Below are 17,831 nucleotides of genomic sequence, written 5' to 3'. Positions count from 1 at the left end.
CCGCTGACCCAGCCGGGCCTATCCCAGCACTCCGCCGAACAGCCCACCGTGTGCCATGCCGAGGTAGAAGCCGACCGCGGACGCACCCAGACCGATGATCAGCAAGGTCCGCTCGCGCGTCGTAACCGAGATGAACTGGCCGTACGCACCGGTGAGGATCCCCACCAGCCCCGCCCAGGAACTGAGCAGATGCAGGTCGTGGAACATCGCCGAAACAAAGGCGACCGCCCCCAGCAGCACCGTCACCGCGACCAGCGTGTCCTGGCGAGGATGAGGCTTGCCGTCGGTCTCGAGGAGGGAAGTCGAGGAGTGTCGTCGCATTGCCTGCGCCATGGGGCACCTCCTGCTGGAAGGCGGCGAGCGTGATGCCGCACACACCCGATGTGTACAGATTGTGGCCCCTCCCGGCCGGATTTCAACCGGAAGGCGGTGAGCAGGTAGTCTGTACGGTCTGCACCGGTGTCTGCCCACGCCACAAAACGAGCCTCCTCTCTCGAAGAAGGCGGCTTGTCAGTGGCGGCCGATACCGTTGCGTACGCATCACGACCCTCCTGCCACGGAACGACCGTGGCCGCTGAGTCCAAAGGAGGTGGGTTCCACATGCGTCACTACGAAGTGATGGTCATCCTCGACCCCGATCTCGAGGAGCGCGCTGTCTCCCCGTTGATCGAGAACTTCCTCTCCGTCGTCCGTGAGGGCAACGGAAAGGTCGAGAAGGTCGACACCTGGGGCCGTCGTCGTCTGTCCTACGAGATCAAGAAGAAGCCTGAGGGCATCTACTCGGTCATCGACCTGCAGGCCGAGCCTGCGGTCGTCAAGGAGCTCGACCGACAGATGAACCTGAACGAGTCGGTCCTCCGGACCAAGGTCCTCCGCCCCGAAACCCACTGAGCTCAGTAGCTCAGCGGTAATCGGGTCCGAGTAGCAACAAGCAGCCAGCAGCAATCCCCGCCGAGAGGTTCACCCATGGCAGGCGAGACCGTCATCACGGTCGTCGGCAATCTCGTCGACGACCCCGAGCTGCGCTTCACCCCGTCCGGTGCGGCGGTCGCGAAGTTCCGTGTCGCGTCCACTCCCCGCATCTTCGACAAGCAGACCAATGAGTGGAAGGACGGCGAAGGCCTGTTCCTCACCTGCTCGGTCTGGCGTCAGGCGGCGGAGAACGTCGCAGAGTCGCTTACGCGAGGCATGCGCGTCGTCGTTCAGGGCCGGCTCAAGCAGCGGTCCTACGAAGACCGCGAGGGCGTCAAGCGCACGGTCTACGAGCTGGACGTCGAGGAAGTCGGCCCCAGCCTCAAGACGGCCACGGCCAAGGTCACCAAGACCACCGGCCGAGGCGGTCAGGGCGGGTACGGCGGCGGCCAGCAGGGCGGTCAGGGCGGCGGCAACTGGGGCGCAGCCCCCGGCGGCGGCGGCCAGCAGGGCGGCGGCGCTCCCGCCGACGACCCCTGGGCCAGCAGTGCACCGGCCGGCGGCGGTCAGCAGCAGGGTGGCGGTGGCTGGGGCGGAAGCTCCGGCGGAACCGCCGGCGGCGGCTACTCGGACGAGCCCCCCTTCTAGGGCGGGCCCGTACACCACTTCTTGATCACACAGGAGAAACACCATGGCGAAGCCGCCTGTGCGCAAGCCTAAGAAGAAGGTCTGCGCATTCTGCAAGGACAAGGTCACGTACGTGGACTACAAGGACACGAACATGCTGCGGAAGTTCATTTCCGACCGCGGCAAGATCCGTGCCCGCCGCGTGACCGGCAACTGCACGCAGCACCAGCGTGACGTCGCCACGGCAGTCAAGAACAGCCGTGAGATGGCGCTGCTGCCCTACACGTCCACCGCGCGATAAGGGAAGGGTGACCGAAAAATGAAGATCATCCTCACCCACGAGGTCTCTGGCCTCGGCACTGCCGGCGACGTCGTTGACGTCAAGGACGGCTACGCTCGCAACTACCTGGTCCCGCGCGGTTTCGCGATCCGCTGGACCAAGGGTGGCGAGAAGGACGTGGCGCAGATCCGCCGCGCCCGCAAGATCCACGAGATTGCGACCATCGAGCAGGCCAACGAGATCAAGGCCAAGCTCGAAGGCGTGAACGTGCGCCTGGCCGTTCGCTCCGGCGACGCCGGCCGTCTCTTCGGTTCCGTCACCCCGGCCGACGTCGCTTCGGCGATCAAGGCCGCCGGTGGCCCCGAGGTCGACAAGCGCCGCGTCGAGCTGGGCGCCCCGATCAAGACCCTTGGTTCGCACCAGGTCTCCGTGCGTCTGCACGCCGAGGTCGCCGCGAAGCTCGGCGTCGAGGTCGTCGCCGCCTAAGCGCAGCGCATCGCAGAGCAGTCAGAAGGGCCGCACCCCACGGGGTGCGGCCCTTCGTCGTTTCACGTGAAACCCACTGTCAGCGCGTGGCACCCGTGACGATCCAGCGGCCCGACCGCGCACGCAGCCACAACGTCACCATCCGGACTGCCATCATCAGCGTCATCGCCCACCACAGGGCAGTCAGCCCGCCGCCGAGCACCGGTACCAGCAGAGCCACCGGCGTGAAGACCGCGAGTGTCGCCAGCATCGCCCACGCCAGATACGGGCCGTCACCGGCGCCCATCAGCACACCGTCCAGCACAAAGACGATCCCCGAGATCGGCTGGGAAACAGCCACCACCAGCAAGGCCGGCAGCAGCGCGTCCCGCACCACCTCATCGCTCGTGAACAGCGGGATGAACAACGGCCGCGACGCCGCCACCAGCACACCGAGCACCACCCCGGAGACAATGCCCCACTGCACCATCCGCCGGCACGCTTCCTGCGCCCCCTTGGCGTCGTCGGCCCCCAGGTAGCGGCCGATGATCGCCTGGCCCGCAATGGCGATCGCGTCCAGAGCGAAGGCCAGCAGACTCCACAGGGACAGAAGGATCTGATGGGCCGCGACATCGGCGTCCCCGAGCCGGGCGGCCACCGCGGTCGCGATCATCAGGACGGCACGCAGCGAGAGCGTACGGACCAGCAGCGGTGCTCCGGCCTGCGCGCAGGCCCGTATCCCGGCCGCGTCGGGACGCAAGGAGGCGCCGTGCTTCCTGGCGCCCCGTACCACCACCGTGAGGTAGGCGGCGGCCATCCCGCACTGGGCGATCACGGTCCCCCACGCGGAACCGGCGATGCCGAGCCCGGCGCCGTACACCAGGCCGACATTGAGGGCCGCGTTGGCGGTGAATCCGCCGACGGCGACGTACAGCGGTGTCTTCGTGTCCTGGAGTCCGCGCAGGACACCCGTGGCGGCAAGCACCACGAGCATGGCGGGAATGCCCAGGCTGGAGATGCGCAGATAGGTGATCGCGTACGGAGCCGCCGTGTCGGAGGCGCCGAACAGGTCGACGAGCCAGGGGGCGGCCGGCAGGACGACCGCGATCACCGCGGCACCGAGGAGGAGGGCGAGCCAGATGCCGTCCATGCCTTGCCGGATGGCCGCCTGGAGGTCGCCCGCGCCGACGCGACGGGCGACGGCGGCGGTGGTCGCGTAGGCCAGGAAGACGAAGACGCTCACGGCGGTCATGAGGAGCACGGCGGCGATGCCGAGACCGGCGAGCTGTGGGGTGCCGAGGTGGCCGATCACCGCGCTGTCGACCATCACGAAAAGGGGCTCGGCGACCAGGGCGCCGAACGCCGGGAGGGCGAGCGCGATGATCTCGCGGTCGTGCCGGCGCCGGCTGTTCTTCGCTGCCGTGGGGGCCTGAGTCATAGGGTCAATCTAATCTTCCACAGGTAAGAGATGCAATGGCATTGCAGTCCTTACGCGCGAGTGCTTGCGGGGTTCGGCTGTGCGCTGTTTGTTCTGATCTTGAACCAGGCGGCGAAGTTTTTCTTCCCCACAGCCCGTGGATGAAGAAACCGCAGGTCAGCGCCGTAGGGCCGGGGTCGGTATGAGTTTGTCCACAGTGCTGTCCCCCGGTCCGTGCACAGGTTCTGTGGAGTTCTCCACAGCAACTGGTCTTTCGTCCACACAGCCTGTGGATAACAAGATTGGCTGACGGTGCCCGCGGGCCTACCGTGGTGCGGCGCCCGCCTTCCGTTCCGGCCCCGGAAGCTCGTCGAACTCGATGCGCCGGAACCGGAGTCGGGCGTCTCATTTGTCAGAGCCGTGCCGTAAGAAAGAGTGGCACAGCGAGGTCCGCGCAGCGGACGGGAGGAGGTGGCCCGGTGAGCATTTCCGAGCCATTGGACGACCCCTGGGCCGACAGCGGTCCCGGTGACCGTCTGCCCTCCCGTCGGCGCCGCGGCGAGGGCCGGGGCCGCGACGAGCAGCATGACCGCGGCGGTGAAACGGGTGGCTGGGAGGGCGGGGCTCCAGCCTTTGAGCGAGTACCCCCTCAGGACCTCGACGCCGAGCAGTCCGTTCTCGGCGGCATGCTGCTCTCGAAGGACGCCATCGCCGACGTGGTGGAGATCCTCAAGGGCCACGACTTCTACCGCCCGGCCCACGAGACCGTCTACACGGCGATCCTCGACCTCTACGCCAAGGGCGAGCCTGCCGACCCCATCACCGTGGGCGCCGAGCTCACCAAGCGCGGCGAGATCACGAAGGTCGGCGGCGCCTCGTATCTGCACACCCTGGTGCAGACGGTGCCGACGGCGGCCAACGCGGAGTACTACGCCGAGATCGTCCATGAGCGGGCGGTGCTGCGCCGGCTGGTCGAGGCGGGCACGAAGATCACGCAGATGGGATACGCGGCCGACGGCGATGTCGACGACATCGTGAACGCCGCCCAGGCCGAGATCTACGCGGTCACCGAGCAGCGCACCAGCGAGGACTACCTGCCGCTCGGCGACATCATGGAGGGCGCGCTCGACGAGATCGAGGCGATCGGTTCTCGTACGGGTGAGATGACCGGTGTGCCGACTGGTTTCACGGACTTCGACTCGCTGACGAACGGCCTGCACCCCGGCCAGATGATTGTCATCGCGGCTCGTCCCGCCATGGGTAAGTCGACGCTGGCGCTGGACTTCGCGCGGGCCTGTTCGATCAAGAACAACCTGCCCAGCGTGATCTTCTCCCTCGAAATGGGGCGCAACGAGATCGCGATGCGTCTGCTGTCGGCGGAGGCCAGGGTGGCGCTGCACCACATGCGCTCGGGCACGCTGACGGACGAGGACTGGACGCGGCTCGCGCGCCGGATGCCGGACGTCTCGCAGGCGCCGCTCTACATCGACGATTCGCCGAACCTCTCGATGATGGAGATCCGGGCGAAGTGCCGTCGTCTGAAGCAGCGCAATGACCTGAAGCTGGTGATCATTGACTATCTGCAGCTGATGCAGTCCGGTGGTTCGAAGCGGGCGGAGAGCCGTCAGCAGGAGGTCTCGGACATGTCCCGAAACCTCAAGCTGCTGGCGAAGGAGCTCGAGCTCCCGGTGATCGCGCTGTCGCAGCTGAACCGTGGTCCCGAGCAGCGTACGGACAAGAAGCCGATGGTCTCCGACCTGCGTGAATCGGGCTCCATCGAGCAGGACGCGGACATGGTCATCCTGCTGCACCGTGAGGACGCGTACGAGAAGGAGTCGCCGCGCGCGGGCGAGGCGGACCTGATGGTGGCCAAGCACCGTAACGGTCCGACGGCGACGATCACGGTGGCGTTCCAGGGTCACTATTCGCGCTTCGTGGACATGGCGCAGATCTGAGGCTCTGAAAAGAGGTCGACGGGGCGGGGCGGTGCCGGTAGGTCTTGACCATGACGTCTCCGCTCGAAGAGCTGCTTCCCAGTACGCAACGTGCCCTCCTGCATCGCATCGCCGCCGCTCAGGCTGAGGGCAGGGCGCCCTCGTTGGTCGCCGCGGTGCAGCGCGACGGGCAGATGGTGTGGACGGGTTCCCGTACCTGTGTCGACGGGCATGGGCCGGATGCGGATACGCAGTACCGGATTGGTTCGATCACCAAGACGTTCACCGCTGTGCTGGTGCTGCGGCTGCGTGACGAAGGCTTGCTCGACCTCGGCGATCCGCTGGAGAAGTACCTTCTGGGTACGGGGGTGGCGGGTGAGGTGACTGTGGCTCAACTGCTCAGCCATACGGCGGGTTTGGCGGCGGAGACGCCGGCGCCGTGGTGGGAGCGGACGCCGGGCATTTTGCGTCCTGAGCTGGCCGATGTGCTGGGTGGGCAGGCGCGGATGCATCCGGCCGGGAGGGTTCACCACTACTCCAACCCCGGTTACACATTGCTCGGCCGGCTTGTCGAGGTGGTTCGGGGAGAGTCCTGGGCGGAGGTGCTGCGGCGCGAGGTTCTTGAGCCGCTGGGCATGGGGCGTACGAGCGCAGAGCCCCTGGCTCCGCATGCCGGGGGCTGGGCGGTGCATCCGTGGGCGGATGTGATGCTGCCGGAACCGGCGGTGGACCTCGGGCTGATGGCTCCGGCCGGTCAGCTCTGGTCGACGACTGTCGACCTCTGCCGCTTCGCCGCGTTTCTTGCCGCGGGTGATGAGAAGGTGCTGAGCGCCGAGTCCGTACGGGAGATGCGTACGCCGGCTGCTCCTGCGGGCCCGGGGGAGGCGGCCGGGGGCTACGGGCTGGGGTTGCAGATCGTCCAGAGCGGCGGTCGGACGCTGGTGGGGCACACGGGGTCGCTGCCGGGCTTTGTGGCGGGTCTGTGGGTGAGCGTGGAGGACGGGGTGGCCGCGGTGGCGCTGGTCAACGCGACGTCGGGGCTGTCCGCTCCGGCGGTGGCGGCCGACCTGATCCGCATCGTGGTCGAGGCTGAGCCGCGTATCCCGGAGCCGTGGCGTCCGTTGCCGGAGGTGGATCAGGAGTTGCTGAAGCTGACGGGCCCGTGGTTCTGGGGCACGTCGTCGTACGCCCTCTCCCTTGTCGCCGACCGGGGCCTGCAGCTTCAGCCGCTGCGGGGCAACGGCCGGGGCTCACGCTTCGCGGCCCGGCCGGACGGCACCTGGACCGGCCTCGATGGTTATTACTTGGGGGAGACGCTCCGGGTGGTGCGGCGGGAGGACGGTTCGGTGAGCCATCTGGACCTCGGGTCGTTCGTCTTCACGCGCGAGCCGTACGAGCCGGGAGACGCGGTTCCTGGAGGGGTGGACGAAGGCGGCTGGCGGGGGCTGTGACGTTTCACGTGGAACCGGGCGTGTGGGTGGGGCGCCGGTAGAGTACGAGCGGGCCCGAAGCCGCAAGTTCTGGTTGCGACTTCGGGCCCGCTCTGTGGGCTGGTTCCGACAGCCTTTTACGACACGTTGTTGAGGATCTGCAGTTTGGCTCCGTTGTTCCACGCCTCCAGCAGGCCGCGGTGGACAGCTGTTACGTCGTGGCGCGCGGCCAGCAGCAGGGCGTCACGGGTGAACGGGCAGGTGGCGACCAGTAGTGCGATGTCGGCGTTGTACTCGAGTTTGGCCATGCCGATGAACTGCTGGACGTCGCCGCTGGCGATGGTTGATCCGGGGGTGCGGGACTTGCACTGGACGACGATGCGCCGCCCGTCGGGGGTGTAGGCGACGATGTCCGCGCCAGTGTCTCCGTGGCCGCCGGTGACCGTTACGCGGTCGCAGCCGTCGCGTCGGCAGAGCCAGGCGATGTGTTGTTCGAACTGGCGTGGGTTCATGGCGTCGAGTGCGCCCATTGATCCGGCTGCCTCGCGTTCGCGCAGTACCCGCCGGAGGTGGGTCACTTCCTCCTCCAGCGCTTGGATGCGGCCCTGGTGCTCACCGTCGTTCTGGACCGCGGCGTTGAGCAGTGGGACGACGGCGCGGCCGATTGTGGTGCGGCAGACGTCCTCCGCGGTCTCGGCGACCTTTCCGTCGGTGTGCGTAGCCAGGCGCTGGTCGAGGGCTTCGGTGATGTGCTCGTCGAGCAGCGAGGCAAGCCTGTGGACAAAGTTATCCACAGGCTGCGAGCGCTGCATTTCCTCGACGTCGAGCAGGTGCGTACGCACCTGACGTGCGACGATGCTGTCGCGCAGCAGCATTGCGACGTTGAGCACGGTCCTTCTCGTGAACAATCCGACCTTGCTCGTGAAGCGGTCTACGGAGGCTAGTGTCTTGAAGACACTGACCTCCTCGCTGGTCGCCAGGCGATAGCCGTTCGACTTAAGTTCCTCACGGTGAGCGTTCACCATGTTGCGAATGACGGCCTCGGCCACCTCGAAGTAGTTGGCGACCATCTGTGTCGTCACATGCATCTCGTCCGGGAGCAGTGAGAGCGCCTTGACTTTGTCTAGCGCTTCCGTGCGCTGAGCCACGCTGTCGCGCAGTGTCCTGGATTCCAACAGGGTTGCTTCATTGGCCACTTGGCCCGCCTCCTCCTGGGCCCCTTGGGGCCCGTTCGAGTGTGTGGACGGGACCCGGACATACGGCCGCCCCACTTGCTTGGGGCAACGAGTCAAATCGGATAAAGAAACGGTTTTCAGATACTCATCTTGAATCCGACATGGGTGGCTTCGAAGCCGAGTCGCTCGTAGAAGCGGTGGGCGTCGGTGCGGGTGTTGTCGGAGGTCAGTTGGACCAACTGGCAGTTCTGGCGGCGGGATTCGCCGATGGCCCACTCGATCAGTTGGGTGCCGAGGCCGCTGCCGCGTTCGTCGGCGTGGATGCGTACGCCTTCGATGATCGCGCGGGTGGAGCCGCGGCGGGACAGTCCGGGGATCACTGTGAGCTGGAGGGTGCCGACGACGTGGTCGTCGCGTACGGCGACGACCACGTGCTGGTTCGGGTCGGCCGTGAGGCGGGTGAGGGCGGCGGCGTACGGGGTGAGGTCGTCGGGGGACTCGCGCTGGGCGCCGAGGGGGTCGTCGGCGAGCATGGCGACGATTTCCGGGAGGTCGCCGGGGGCTGCGGGGCGTATCTCAAGATCGCTCATGGGGCGCAGGTTACGCAGATTCCGCAGGTTGGGCGGTTACGCGGGGACCCGTAGCTCTTCTACGGCCCTGACCAGCGGTGCGAGCTGGGGGTTTTTCGCGGCTTCGTCGAGGGCCTCGCGCAGGGCGGCGTCGTTGGTGGGCCGGGCTTCGGCGAGCAGGGCTTGGCCGGCCTCGGTGACGTCGGTGTAGATGCCGCGCCGGTCGGTGTCGCAGAGGTAGCGGGTCAGCAGGCCGCGGTCTTCGAGGCGGGTGACCAGGCGGGTGGTGGCGCTCTGGCTCAGTACGACGGCGTCGGCGACCTGCTGCATGCGGAGGTGTCCGCCGGGGCCGTTGTGCTGGCGGCTGAGGACGTCGAGGAGTGAGTACTCGCGCACGCTCAGGCCGTGCCCGCTCTGGAGGGCCTTTTCGATGTGGGCGTCGATCCTGCCGTGCAGCAGGGAGAGGGCGCACCAGCCCTGGGAGAGCGCGGTGAGTGCGGGGTCTGTGGCTGTCATGGATCTCTCCTCTTCCGGAGCCGCTTGAGCCAAGGGTAGACGACGTACGCAATAGCCCGCGCTTGCATTTAGCCCGCGTCTGCAATTATTGTGGGCGCTCGTAAGGTGCATGTGCGATCTATTTGGAAGGTCTGGCCATGCCACTCGCCCTCCTCGCCCTGGCCATCGGGGCGTTCGGTATCGGCACCACAGAATTCGTGATCATGGGCCTGCTGCCTGAGGTCTCCGCCGACTTCGGTGTCTCTATCCCCACCGCCGGCTATCTGGTCAGCGGTTACGCACTCGGTGTCGTGCTGGGTGTGCTCGGTCTCGCGGGCGTCGCCCGTCTCGTACCGGAGACGCCGAAGCCCGAGGGCGTGCGGCTGCGCCATGAGCTCGCCGCCTTCCGTAATGTGCAGGTCCTGCTCGCCATGGCGATGACCGTGCTCGGCTTCGGCGGTGTCTTCGCCGCGATCACCTACCTCGCGCCGATGATGACGGGCGTCGCCGGCTACTCCGCCGGGTCCGTCACCTGGCTGTTGGTCCTCTTCGGTCTCGGCATGGTCGGCGGCAACCTGATCGGCGGCAAGTTCGCGGACCGCGCGCTGATGCCGCTGCTGTACGTGTCCCTGGGCGCCCTCGCCGTGGTCCTTGCCCTCTTCACGGTCACCGCCCACCACCAGATCGCGGCAGCGGTCACGATCGTGCTGATCGGCGGGCTGGGCTTCGCGACGGTTCCGCCGCTCCAGAAGCGGGTCCTGGACCAGGCCGCGGGCGCCCCCACCCTGGCCTCCGCCGTCAACATCGGCGCGTTCAACCTCGGCAACGCGCTCGCCGCCTGGCTCGGCGGCCTCGTCATCGCGGCCCGCCTCGGCTACACCGCGCCCAACTGGGTCGGTGCGGTGCTCGCCGCCTCGGCTCTCGGTCTCGCGTTCCTGTCCAGCGCCCTGGAGCGCCGCACGGACGCCCGCAGCCGGGTCGTCGCGGGATCGGTCCCTGAGCCGGCCGCTGTCACCGCTGCCGCCGCACGTCGCTGAATCACCCCCCACCGATAATTTGAGGAGTCACCCCATGAGCACCACCGCACCCGCACCCGCACCCGCGACCCCTGTCGTCCCGCTGACCATCCAGGACGCCGAGATCCTCGTCGACGCGGCCCGCCGCGCGGCCGAGGAGGCCGGGGTCACCGTCGCTGTCACCGTTCTCGACGCGGGCGCGGGCACCTGCTCGCCTTCCGGCGGGACGACAGGGCCGTACTGATCGCCGGCGAGACCAGCACCCGTAAGGCGTACACCGCGGTTCAGCTGAACGCTCCGACCGCCGCCCTGGTCGACGCGGTGCAGCCCGGCGGGCTCTTCCACACCTTGCCGACCGCGCTCGACCGACCGCTCCTGTTCATCGCGGGCGGCGTGCCGGTTCACCGTGACGGCCGCCTGATCGGGGCCGTCGGTGTGGGCGGCGGAGCGCCCGATCAGGACCACGGCTTCGCGACCGCCGCGGTCGAGGCGCTCGGCGGGTAACGGTGAGACGGGCCGGGCCCGCCGACGTCAGCCCGCCGCGACGGTCAGCGGGGCGAAGCGGCGGGTCCAGTCGCCGGGGAGGGCGGGGATTCCGTAGGTCATCACGGCGTTGAAGGCGACCGGCTCCAGGCCGTGCGCCTTCACCCACGCCAGCAGCTCTTCGTGCCGTACGTCGATGTCGGTGCGCAGCGGGCGGTCCGTACCGGCGGCCAGTGAGGCGATCAGTGCCTTGGCGGTCTCGGTGTCCCTGGCGATCAGCGGGCCCACGACATGGGTCTGCATGTTGGGCCAGGCGGCGGCGTATCCGGTGATGCCGCTTCGGTCCTCGGCGATCCGGATCTGGTCGGCGAAGGCGGGCAGCCGCGTGAGCATGTGGGTGCGGTCCAGGCCGAACACCTCGGCGTCCAAGCGCAGGATCGCGGGCAGGTCGTCGGCGGTGGCGGGGCGGGTCGGTACGCCGGACGGTGTTCCGGAGGGCCGGAAGTGGCCGCTGACCATCTCGGCCTTGCCGGTCACGGTGAAGCCGAGCTCTTCGTAGAGCGGGCGGCCGTGGGGTGTGGCGTGGAGGGTGAGCGGGGTGTCCCCGGATTCCGCGACGAGGTGCCGCATCAGGCGGCGGCCGATGCCCTGCCGTGCGTGGCGTTCGGCGACGAGGACCATGCCGATCGCGGTGAGTCCGGGCTGGTACGAGGTGGTTTGGCCGTACGAGGTGAGGACGCCGGCGGCGGCGAGGCCTTTGTCTTCGGGGGCGTCGATGCCGTAGCCGGTGCCGGCTGCCAGCAGCAGGCCCCATTTGTGCTCTTCGCGTGGCCAGCCCCGGTCTTCCGAGAGGTCGGCGCAGGCGGTGAGATCGGCCGGGGTCAGACGGCGGATGGGCAGATCGGCGAGGGAAGTCGGCATTGGATCAGGCTGGCTGACACACCGATCGCCCATCCACCGCTTTACGTGAAGGGGAGGTGGCGGCTCGAAGACGCCGGCTGCGGCGGATGAGTCCCCAGGGCTTGAGGGCGACCCGGCGTGCGGGGCGAGTGGGTGTTTCACGTGAAACACGCTGTCTGGTGGGGGGCGGGTCCGGCGCCTGACAGAGGGAGTAACCGCGCGTACTAGCCTCGGCGTACATGACGAGACTTCACCTCTTCGATCTCGACGGAACGCTGATGCGAGGCTCGGCGGCGGCAGTCGAGATCTCCCGTCAGCTGGGGGTGAGTGCCGAGATCGCCGAGCTGGAGCGGGATTTCCTGCTGCGGGGCCTGGCGCCCGACGAGTTCGCCGTACGGGCCAGGGAGTTGTGGGGGCAGCTCACTGAGGCGCAGGTGGAGGCGGCCTTCGAGGGGGCGCCCTGGCTGTTGGGCATCGAGGAGGTGTGGGCGGACATCCGCTCGCGCGGTGAGTACTGCGCCGTGATCTCGCTGTCGCCGGACTTCTTCGTGGAGCGGCTGCTGGCGTGGGGTGCGCATGCGGCGCACGGTTCACGCTGGCCGGCGGTGCCGTTCCTGGAGCCGGTGGAGCGGGCGGGGATCTTGAACGCGGCCGCGAAGGTGAAGATCACAGATCGGCTCTGTAAAAAGTTCGGGCTGCTGAGGAGTGACTGCGTGGCTTACGGGGATTCGATGTCGGACGCGGAGATCTTTGCGGCGGTGCCGCTTTCGGTGGCGGTCAACGCAGATCACCATGTGTCGGAAATTGCCGCGCTTGCGTATCAGGGAGGTGATTTGCGTGAGGCGTACGAACTGGTGCGGTCCAGCCGGTAATTCGGAATTGGCCGCAGAGCGGTAGCTAGGCCGCGAGTGCGGGTAGCCGCGGCAGGGGGCTTGTGTGCCGGGCTACCGCCGGTAGTGTCGACTCCGGTTTGCTGCCGGTGTCCTTACTGCGTAAGGCATGGGGCAAAAGCAGCCTAACCAGAAGACGGGTTCGCATGCCCGGACTTCCTGGTCTTTGTCCGAAGCGGGAGTGGTGCCTGGCATGCTGCGACGACGGAAACTGCGGGCAATGTCACACTTGTCCGCCTCGCCCCAAATGGGGCCAGCGGCGTGATTAGTGTGGGCGGTCGACAGACCTGAAACACAGACCTGAGGCAGAGCGGGGAAGAGTAGGGCACGTTCCGGTCCCGGAAGTGCAGAGACCGACCGAAAGCTGTTCGAGGCGAGGCACATCTATGGACGCTCCGACCACCACGTCGGCCGGCAACGGCACTTCAGGTGAGAACGGCGGCGGCTGGTTCAAGCCGCGCAGAAAGCCGGGCGCGGGATCCCAGCAGCCGCCCGGGCAGGGCTCGGACCCGGGACAGGACCGGATACCGGGGTCGGGCGCGCCGCGTCCCAGCCGCTCGGTGTCCGCGATACGCCCGGTGGGCACCGGCGCCTCGCGCCCCCAGCCCGCCACCCCTGCCCCCGCCGCCCCGGCGCGCCGCCCGGCTGCCGAACCCCGGACCGACGCGCCGACGACGCCTCCCCAGGCGCCTCCCGCGCCTCCCGTGGCGGAAGCGCCCCTGCGCGAAACGCCCCTTGCCGAGGCGCCTGTGGCGGAAGCGCCCGCCCCCGAAGCCCCAGCCCCCCAGCCGCAGGCGGCTGAGGCGCAGGCGGCCCCCGCCACCCCGGCCCCTGCCCCCCCAGCCGAGCCCGCCGAGCCCGTGTCCCCCGACGCGGCCCTCGTACGCCGCACCCTCGCCGACATCGGTGACGACGCCGGCAAGGTCACGTCGTACTTCTACGCCCTGCTCTTCACCCGTCACCCCGAGCTGCGGGCCCTCTTCCCCGCCGCCATGGACACCCAGCGCGACCGTCTCCTCAAGGCGCTGCTCACCGCCGCCGAGCACATCGACAACAAGCCGGTGCTCACCGAGTACCTCCGCAATCTCGGCCGCGGCCACCGCAAGTACGGTACCCAGGCCTCCCACTACCCGGCTGTCGGTGAGGCGCTCCTCGGCGCGCTGGCCCGTCACGCGACGGCCACCTGGGACGACGAGGCCGAGGCGGCGTGGATCCGTACGTACACCGCGATCTCGCAGATCATGATCGACGCGGCCGCCGAGAACGAGCTCCGGGCGCCCGCCTGGTGGCAGGCCGAAGTCGTCTCGCACGATCTGCGCACACCTGACATAGCGGTCATCACCCTGCGCCCCGACCAGCCCTACCCCTTCCTGGCCGGCCAGTACACGAGCCTGGAAACGCCCTGGTGGCCGCGGATATGGCGGCACTACTCCTTCGCCGCGGCCCCCCGCCCCGACGGTCTGCTGTCCTTCCACGTCAAGGCGGTCCCGGCCGGCTGGGTCTCCAACGCCCTGGTCCACCGCGCCCGCCCCGGCGACACCGTGCGTCTCGGCCCGCCGGCCGGGTCGATGACCGTCGACCACACCACCGACAACGGTCTGCTCTGCCTCGGCGGCGGCACCGGCATCGCGCCCATCAAGGCGCTTGTCGAGGACGTGGCCGAGCACGGCGCGCGCCGCCCCGTCGACGTCTTCTACGGCGCCCGCACCGACTACGACCTGTACGACATCGACACGATGCTGCGCCTCCAGCAGTCCCACTCGTGGCTGTCGGTGCACCCGATCGTGGACGGCAGGACGCAGTTCCCGGACGCCGTCCTGGAACACGGCCCGTGGAACTCCCACGACGCCTATCTCTCCGGCCCGCCCGGCATGATCCGCAGCGGTGTCGACGCTCTCAGGAACCTCGGGATTCCCGGTGACCGCATCCGCCACGACTCTCTCGAAGAGCTGGTGGCCGCGGGCGATTAGCGGTCGGCGCCCCGCGGGCGGCCCCGTCACCCCAGGTCGTGGGCGTGCATGGCCCGTACGCCCTCGATGTTGCCGTCCAGGTAGTGCCGCAGCGACAGCGGTACCAGGTGCACCGCCGCGATCCCGACCCGGCTGAAGGGCACCCGTACGATCTCGTACTCGCCGCACGGCTCGTCGATTTCCGGGCCGTGCCGCCGTGCGGGGTCCATGGACTCCAGCCGGCAGACGAAGAAGTGCTGCACTTTCACGCCGGTGACTCCGCCGCCCGCGATGTGCTCGACGGTGTCGACGAAGCAGGGCACCACATCGGTGATCTTCGCGCCGAGTTCCTCGTCGAGTTCGCGGTGCAGCGCCTCGACGACGGTGGCGTCCTCGGGTTCGACGCCGCCGCCCGGTGTGAGCCAGTACGGGTCGACGCCCGGCTTGGTGCGCTTGATGAGGATCAGGTCGTCACCGTCGAGCAGGATGGCGCGTGCGGTGCGCTTGACCACGGGCCTCGGAGGCGCGGGGGTGGTTCCCTCGGGAAAAGAGGTGCCGGTCATGGCAATACAGTGGCCCGCCCCACCCGTTCTGAAACTCCCCGCGCCGCTGTTGTCTGTCGCCTCAGGACCAGTCGGTCGCGGCGCGCAGCAGCCACTCGTGGGCCCGGGCGATGTGCGGAAGAGTGAGCGTGCCGGTGCGTACGGCGAGGAAGTAGGTCCGCAGGGGCGGCACGGGAGGGTCGAAGAGCGCCACGATCTCGCCCCGCTCCAGTGCGTCCTCGCACAGGTATCTGGGCAGTACGGCGAGTCCCGCGCCCGCGGCCGTGGCGTGCAGCACCGCCCGCAGGTCGGGTGCGACGATGGTGCCGGCCGTGGCCGGCCGGGCGTCGAAGACGGTGGTCCAGTAGCGGGTGACCAGCGGCAGCGACTCGTGTACCTCCACCACTGGTAGTTGTTCCAGTACCTGTGGCCCCTTGCGGCGCAGCAGCCCCGGGCCGATCCTTCCGGCCCAGCGCGGAGCCGCGACCAGGACGTGCTCTTCGTCGCACAGGGCGGTCCCGGTGAGGACGGTGCCGCGCGGGCGGTCCGTGGAGATGGCCAGGTCGTGGTGGCCGGCGGCGAGGCCGTCCAGGGTCTCCTGGGCGTTGCCGAAGGAGGTGCGCAGGGCCAGGCCCTGCGTGATGAGCGGGGAGAGCGTGGGCAGGACGCGTAAGGAGGTGAACTCCGGCGGCCCGGCGAGGTGCAGGGTCCGTACGCCGGAATCCTCGTCGAGGCCCGTCTCGGTGATCTCGACGAGCGCGTCGAGGTGCGGCGCGGCCCGGTGCGCGAGCTCGTCGCCGACGGGTGTGGGGGTTACGCCGCGGGCCTGGCGCAGGAACAGCGGGCGGCCCACCTGTCGCTCCAGGGTGCGTATCTGGCTGGTCACGGCGGGCTGCGACAGGCCCAGGAGGGCGGCTGCGCGGGTGAAGGAACCGGCCCGGTGCACCGTGACGAACGTGCGGAGCAGAGCCAGGTCCATGGCGCGGTCTCCCGTCCCGGCGAGGTCGCCGACGGTCACAACTATAAATATGTCGATAGGTCCCTGTCGCTACCGTGATTGGACACTGACGCAGCGTCAACTAGCCTTGACTCCGCGGTTCTTCGCGCGTGGAACCGGGACGGTCCGAGCCATGAGGGGGGAGGCTCGGACCGTCCGTTGTACGCGGGGGCCGCGTCAGGGCGCCGCCTCTTCCAGCGCGCGCAGCACATCGGCCACCAGGTCGTCGGGGTCTTCGGCGCCGACGGAGAAGCGGATGAAGCCCTCCGGTACGGCGTCGCCGCCCCAGCGCCCGCGCCGCTCGGCGGTGGACCGTACGCCGCCGAAGCTGGTCGCGTCGTCGGCCAGCCGCAGCCCTTCCAGGAACCGCTCGGCGTACCCGCGGTCGGGCAGCGTGAAGGAGACGACGCAGCCGAAGCGGCGCATCTGGCGCGACGCGACGGCGTACGACGGATCGTCGGGCAGCCCGGGGTGGCGCAGCCCGCTCACGGCGGGGTGTTCGCGCAGTGCCTCGGCGAGGGCCAGCGCGTTCGCGCCCTGCTTGTCGGCGCGCAGTTGGAGGGTGGCCAGGGAACGGTGCGCCAGCCAGGCCTCCATGGGGCCGGGGATGGCCCCGACGACCTTGCGCCAGCGCCGTACCCGCGCGGCAAGCCGGGCGTCGCGGCAGGCCACGTAACCGAGCAGGACGTCGCCGTGACCGGTGAGGCCCTTGGTGCCGCTGGCCACGGAGAAGTCCGCGCCCAGTTCCAGGGGGCGCTGGCCGAGCGGGGTGGCGAGGGTGTTGTCGACCGCCACAAGGGCTCCGGCGGCGTGCGCGGCGTCCGCGAGCCGGCGGATGTCGCACACGTCGAGCCCCGGGTTGGACGGCGTCTCGATCCACAGCAGCCGCGCCCCGTCGAGTTCGCGGAGCTGGGCGTCGCCGCCGGTCGGCGCGGTGCGCACCCGCACGTCGTACGCCGCCAGCTGTTCGCGTACGAGCGCGAGGGCCTGGTAGCCGTCGTCGGGCAGTACGGCCGTGTCGCCGGCCCGCATCTGGGAGAGGAGCACAGCGGACACGGCGGCCATGCCGGAGGCGAAGACGACGGTTTCGACGCCCTCCTCCCCCGGTGCCTCCAGTTCCCCGATGGCCCGTTCCAGATGGGTCCAGGTGGGGTTCTCGTCGCGTCCGTAGGTGTACGGTCCGGTCGGCTCGCCGGGCAGGTGGTAGTGCGCGGCGAAGACCGGTCCGGGAAGCGTCGGTTCGTACGCGACAGGTTCGGGAAGGCCCGCGCGCACCGCCCGGGTGCCGTCTCCGACCGGGTGGTTCTCGGAGCCCATGCGTCAGTCCTTTTCCGGCAGGACGACGTTGAGCGCCCACGAGACGATGCTGATGATCAGGCCGCCGAGTACGGCCGTCCAGAAGCCCTCGACGTGGAAGCTGAGGTCGAACGTGTCGGCCAGCCAGGAGGTCAGCAGCAGCATCAGCGCGTTGACGACCAGGGTGATCAGGCCGAGCGTGAGGATGAACAGCGGCAGCGTCAGCAGCTTCACGACGGGCTTGACGAGGAAGTTCACCAGGCCGAAGAGGAGCGCGACGATGATCAGTGTCAGCGCCTTGTTGCCGGTGCTGTCGCCGGTGAGCGTGATGTCGTGGAGGAGCCAGATGGCTACCGCCAGGGCCCCCGCGTTGGCGATCGTCTTGACTAGGAAATTCATCATGTGTCTGATCGTGGCAGACATGATCGGCGCCGGACACCGGCGCACGACTGGC

Annotated in this window: 19 protein-coding genes and 1 pseudogene; 10 read left to right on the top strand and 10 right to left on the bottom strand. The window is 68.9% G+C overall.

Annotated elements, in window-relative coordinates; translation table 11 throughout:
* Positions 1 to 18 precede the first annotated feature (18 nt).
* Positions 19 to 333 carry a hypothetical protein gene (locus J7E91_RS15235; RefSeq protein WP_214903846.1) on the bottom strand — a complete coding sequence of 105 codons (315 nt, stop codon included), beginning with the start codon at positions 331 to 333 and terminating at the stop codon, positions 19 to 21.
* 267 nt (positions 334 to 600) lie between these two features.
* Here J7E91_RS15235 and rpsF point away from each other — a divergent pair, with 267 nt between their 5' ends.
* The 4 genes from rpsF (at position 601) to rplI (ending at position 2,305) form a co-directional block, all read left to right on the top strand.
* Positions 601 to 891 (top strand): 30S ribosomal protein S6, encoded by a 291-nt coding sequence (gene rpsF, locus J7E91_RS15230; protein WP_006604399.1) that lies wholly within the window; start codon positions 601 to 603, stop codon positions 889 to 891.
* A 75-nt stretch (positions 892 to 966) separates the two neighbouring features.
* A complete protein-coding gene (locus J7E91_RS15225) occupies positions 967 to 1,560 on the top strand; it encodes a single-stranded DNA-binding protein (protein ID WP_214903843.1) in 594 nt (197 codons plus the stop codon).
* A 43-nt stretch (positions 1,561 to 1,603) separates the two neighbouring features.
* Positions 1,604 to 1,840, top strand: coding sequence for a 30S ribosomal protein S18 (gene rpsR / locus J7E91_RS15220; protein ID WP_003949403.1), 237 nt, complete (start codon positions 1,604 to 1,606; stop codon positions 1,838 to 1,840).
* Positions 1,841 to 1,858: 18 nt separating this feature from the next.
* On the top strand, positions 1,859 to 2,305 hold the full coding sequence (gene rplI, locus J7E91_RS15215) for a 50S ribosomal protein L9 (RefSeq protein ID WP_028810714.1): 447 nt from the start codon (positions 1,859 to 1,861) through the stop codon (positions 2,303 to 2,305).
* Positions 2,306 to 2,384: 79 nt separating this feature from the next.
* Here rplI and J7E91_RS15210 read toward each other — a convergent pair whose 3' ends face one another.
* Positions 2,385 to 3,722: an MATE family efflux transporter gene (locus tag J7E91_RS15210; protein ID WP_214903840.1), complete on the bottom strand. Its 1,338-nt coding sequence runs from the start codon at positions 3,720 to 3,722 to the stop codon at positions 2,385 to 2,387.
* A 458-nt stretch (positions 3,723 to 4,180) separates the two neighbouring features.
* Between J7E91_RS15210 and dnaB the strand changes: the two genes are divergently transcribed.
* Both dnaB and J7E91_RS15200 read left to right on the top strand, forming a co-directional pair.
* Positions 4,181 to 5,656, top strand: a complete 1,476-nt coding sequence (gene dnaB / locus J7E91_RS15205) for a replicative DNA helicase (protein WP_214903837.1) — start codon at positions 4,181 to 4,183, stop codon at positions 5,654 to 5,656.
* A gap of 50 nt (positions 5,657 to 5,706) precedes the next feature.
* Positions 5,707 to 7,086 (top strand): serine hydrolase, encoded by a 1,380-nt coding sequence (locus tag J7E91_RS15200; RefSeq protein ID WP_214903834.1) that lies wholly within the window; start codon positions 5,707 to 5,709, stop codon positions 7,084 to 7,086.
* Between the two features lie 116 nt (positions 7,087 to 7,202).
* Here J7E91_RS15200 and J7E91_RS15195 read toward each other — a convergent pair whose 3' ends face one another.
* The 3 genes from J7E91_RS15195 to J7E91_RS15185 all read right to left on the bottom strand — a co-directional run bounded on the left by J7E91_RS15195 (position 7,203) and on the right by J7E91_RS15185 (position 9,325).
* A complete protein-coding gene (locus tag J7E91_RS15195) occupies positions 7,203 to 8,261 on the bottom strand; it encodes a restriction endonuclease (RefSeq protein WP_214903831.1) in 1,059 nt (352 codons plus the stop codon).
* A gap of 116 nt (positions 8,262 to 8,377) precedes the next feature.
* The gene (locus tag J7E91_RS15190; RefSeq protein WP_214903829.1) at positions 8,378 to 8,830 is read right to left on the bottom strand and encodes a GNAT family N-acetyltransferase; all 453 of its coding nucleotides are present in this window, start codon (positions 8,828 to 8,830) and stop codon (positions 8,378 to 8,380) included.
* Positions 8,831 to 8,866: 36 nt separating this feature from the next.
* Entirely contained in the window at positions 8,867 to 9,325 is a 459-nt protein-coding gene (locus tag J7E91_RS15185) for a MarR family winged helix-turn-helix transcriptional regulator (protein WP_214903826.1), read from the bottom strand.
* 137 nt (positions 9,326 to 9,462) lie between these two features.
* Between J7E91_RS15185 and J7E91_RS15180 the strand changes: the two genes are divergently transcribed.
* A complete protein-coding gene (locus J7E91_RS15180) occupies positions 9,463 to 10,341 on the top strand; it encodes an MFS transporter (RefSeq protein ID WP_214903824.1) in 879 nt (292 codons plus the stop codon).
* A gap of 34 nt (positions 10,342 to 10,375) precedes the next feature.
* A pseudogene (locus J7E91_RS15175) lies at positions 10,376 to 10,824 on the top strand (heme-binding protein).
* A 27-nt stretch (positions 10,825 to 10,851) separates the two neighbouring features.
* On the opposite strand, the gene J7E91_RS15170 reads toward J7E91_RS15175, so the two are convergent.
* Positions 10,852 to 11,724, bottom strand: a complete 873-nt coding sequence (locus J7E91_RS15170) for a GNAT family N-acetyltransferase (protein WP_214903821.1) — start codon at positions 11,722 to 11,724, stop codon at positions 10,852 to 10,854.
* A gap of 218 nt (positions 11,725 to 11,942) precedes the next feature.
* Between J7E91_RS15170 and J7E91_RS15165 the strand changes: the two genes are divergently transcribed.
* Both J7E91_RS15165 and J7E91_RS15160 read left to right on the top strand, forming a co-directional pair.
* A complete protein-coding gene (locus J7E91_RS15165) occupies positions 11,943 to 12,575 on the top strand; it encodes an HAD family phosphatase (RefSeq protein WP_214903818.1) in 633 nt (210 codons plus the stop codon).
* 404 nt (positions 12,576 to 12,979) lie between these two features.
* The gene (locus J7E91_RS15160) at positions 12,980 to 14,563 is read left to right on the top strand and encodes a globin domain-containing protein (RefSeq protein ID WP_214903815.1); all 1,584 of its coding nucleotides are present in this window, start codon (positions 12,980 to 12,982) and stop codon (positions 14,561 to 14,563) included.
* 26 nt (positions 14,564 to 14,589) lie between these two features.
* Here the strand turns inward: J7E91_RS15160 and J7E91_RS15155 are convergent, their stop codons facing one another.
* The 4 genes from J7E91_RS15155 to J7E91_RS15140 form a co-directional block, all read right to left on the bottom strand.
* Positions 14,590 to 15,105, bottom strand: coding sequence for an NUDIX domain-containing protein (locus J7E91_RS15155; protein WP_079144542.1), 516 nt, complete (start codon positions 15,103 to 15,105; stop codon positions 14,590 to 14,592).
* 61 nt (positions 15,106 to 15,166) lie between these two features.
* A complete protein-coding gene (locus J7E91_RS15150; protein WP_214903974.1) occupies positions 15,167 to 16,063 on the bottom strand; it encodes a LysR family transcriptional regulator in 897 nt (298 codons plus the stop codon).
* A gap of 195 nt (positions 16,064 to 16,258) precedes the next feature.
* Complete coding sequence (locus J7E91_RS15145; RefSeq protein ID WP_214903812.1) at positions 16,259 to 17,398, bottom strand: cystathionine gamma-lyase; 1,140 nt, start codon at positions 17,396 to 17,398, stop codon at positions 16,259 to 16,261.
* Between the two features lie 3 nt (positions 17,399 to 17,401).
* On the bottom strand, positions 17,402 to 17,779 hold the full coding sequence (locus J7E91_RS15140) for a phage holin family protein (RefSeq protein ID WP_214903809.1): 378 nt from the start codon (positions 17,777 to 17,779) through the stop codon (positions 17,402 to 17,404).
* Between the last annotated feature and the right edge of the window lie 52 nt (positions 17,780 to 17,831).

The organism is Streptomyces sp. ISL-99 (genome assembly GCF_018614005.1).
Taxonomy (GTDB): domain Bacteria; phylum Actinomycetota; class Actinomycetes; order Streptomycetales; family Streptomycetaceae; genus Streptomyces; species Streptomyces flavidovirens.
Note: the sequence above shows the minus strand (reverse complement) of the source record. Positions and strands in the feature narration are given on the sequence as shown.

Coding starts and splice junctions, on each gene's coding strand:
- J7E91_RS15235 (WP_214903846.1), bottom strand. CDS start 333: ATGGCGCAGGCAATGCGACGACACTCCTCGACTTCCCTCCTCGAGACC.
- rpsF (WP_006604399.1), top strand. CDS start 601: ATGCGTCACTACGAAGTGATGGTCATCCTCGACCCCGATCTCGAGGAG.
- J7E91_RS15225 (WP_214903843.1), top strand. CDS start 967: ATGGCAGGCGAGACCGTCATCACGGTCGTCGGCAATCTCGTCGACGAC.
- rpsR (WP_003949403.1), top strand. CDS start 1,604: ATGGCGAAGCCGCCTGTGCGCAAGCCTAAGAAGAAGGTCTGCGCATTC.
- rplI (WP_028810714.1), top strand. CDS start 1,859: ATGAAGATCATCCTCACCCACGAGGTCTCTGGCCTCGGCACTGCCGGC.
- J7E91_RS15210 (WP_214903840.1), bottom strand. CDS start 3,722: ATGACTCAGGCCCCCACGGCAGCGAAGAACAGCCGGCGCCGGCACGAC.
- J7E91_RS15200 (WP_214903834.1), top strand. CDS start 5,707: ATGACGTCTCCGCTCGAAGAGCTGCTTCCCAGTACGCAACGTGCCCTC.
- J7E91_RS15190 (WP_214903829.1), bottom strand. CDS start 8,830: ATGAGCGATCTTGAGATACGCCCCGCAGCCCCCGGCGACCTCCCGGAA.
- J7E91_RS15185 (WP_214903826.1), bottom strand. CDS start 9,325: ATGACAGCCACAGACCCCGCACTCACCGCGCTCTCCCAGGGCTGGTGC.
- J7E91_RS15180 (WP_214903824.1), top strand. CDS start 9,463: ATGCCACTCGCCCTCCTCGCCCTGGCCATCGGGGCGTTCGGTATCGGC.
- J7E91_RS15170 (WP_214903821.1), bottom strand. CDS start 11,724: ATGCCGACTTCCCTCGCCGATCTGCCCATCCGCCGTCTGACCCCGGCC.
- J7E91_RS15165 (WP_214903818.1), top strand. CDS start 11,943: ATGACGAGACTTCACCTCTTCGATCTCGACGGAACGCTGATGCGAGGC.
- J7E91_RS15160 (WP_214903815.1), top strand. CDS start 12,980: ATGGACGCTCCGACCACCACGTCGGCCGGCAACGGCACTTCAGGTGAG.
- J7E91_RS15155 (WP_079144542.1), bottom strand. CDS start 15,105: ATGACCGGCACCTCTTTTCCCGAGGGAACCACCCCCGCGCCTCCGAGG.
- J7E91_RS15150 (WP_214903974.1), bottom strand. CDS start 16,063: ATGGACCTGGCTCTGCTCCGCACGTTCGTCACGGTGCACCGGGCCGGT.
- J7E91_RS15145 (WP_214903812.1), bottom strand. CDS start 17,398: ATGGGCTCCGAGAACCACCCGGTCGGAGACGGCACCCGGGCGGTGCGC.
- J7E91_RS15140 (WP_214903809.1), bottom strand. CDS start 17,779: ATGATGAATTTCCTAGTCAAGACGATCGCCAACGCGGGGGCCCTGGCG.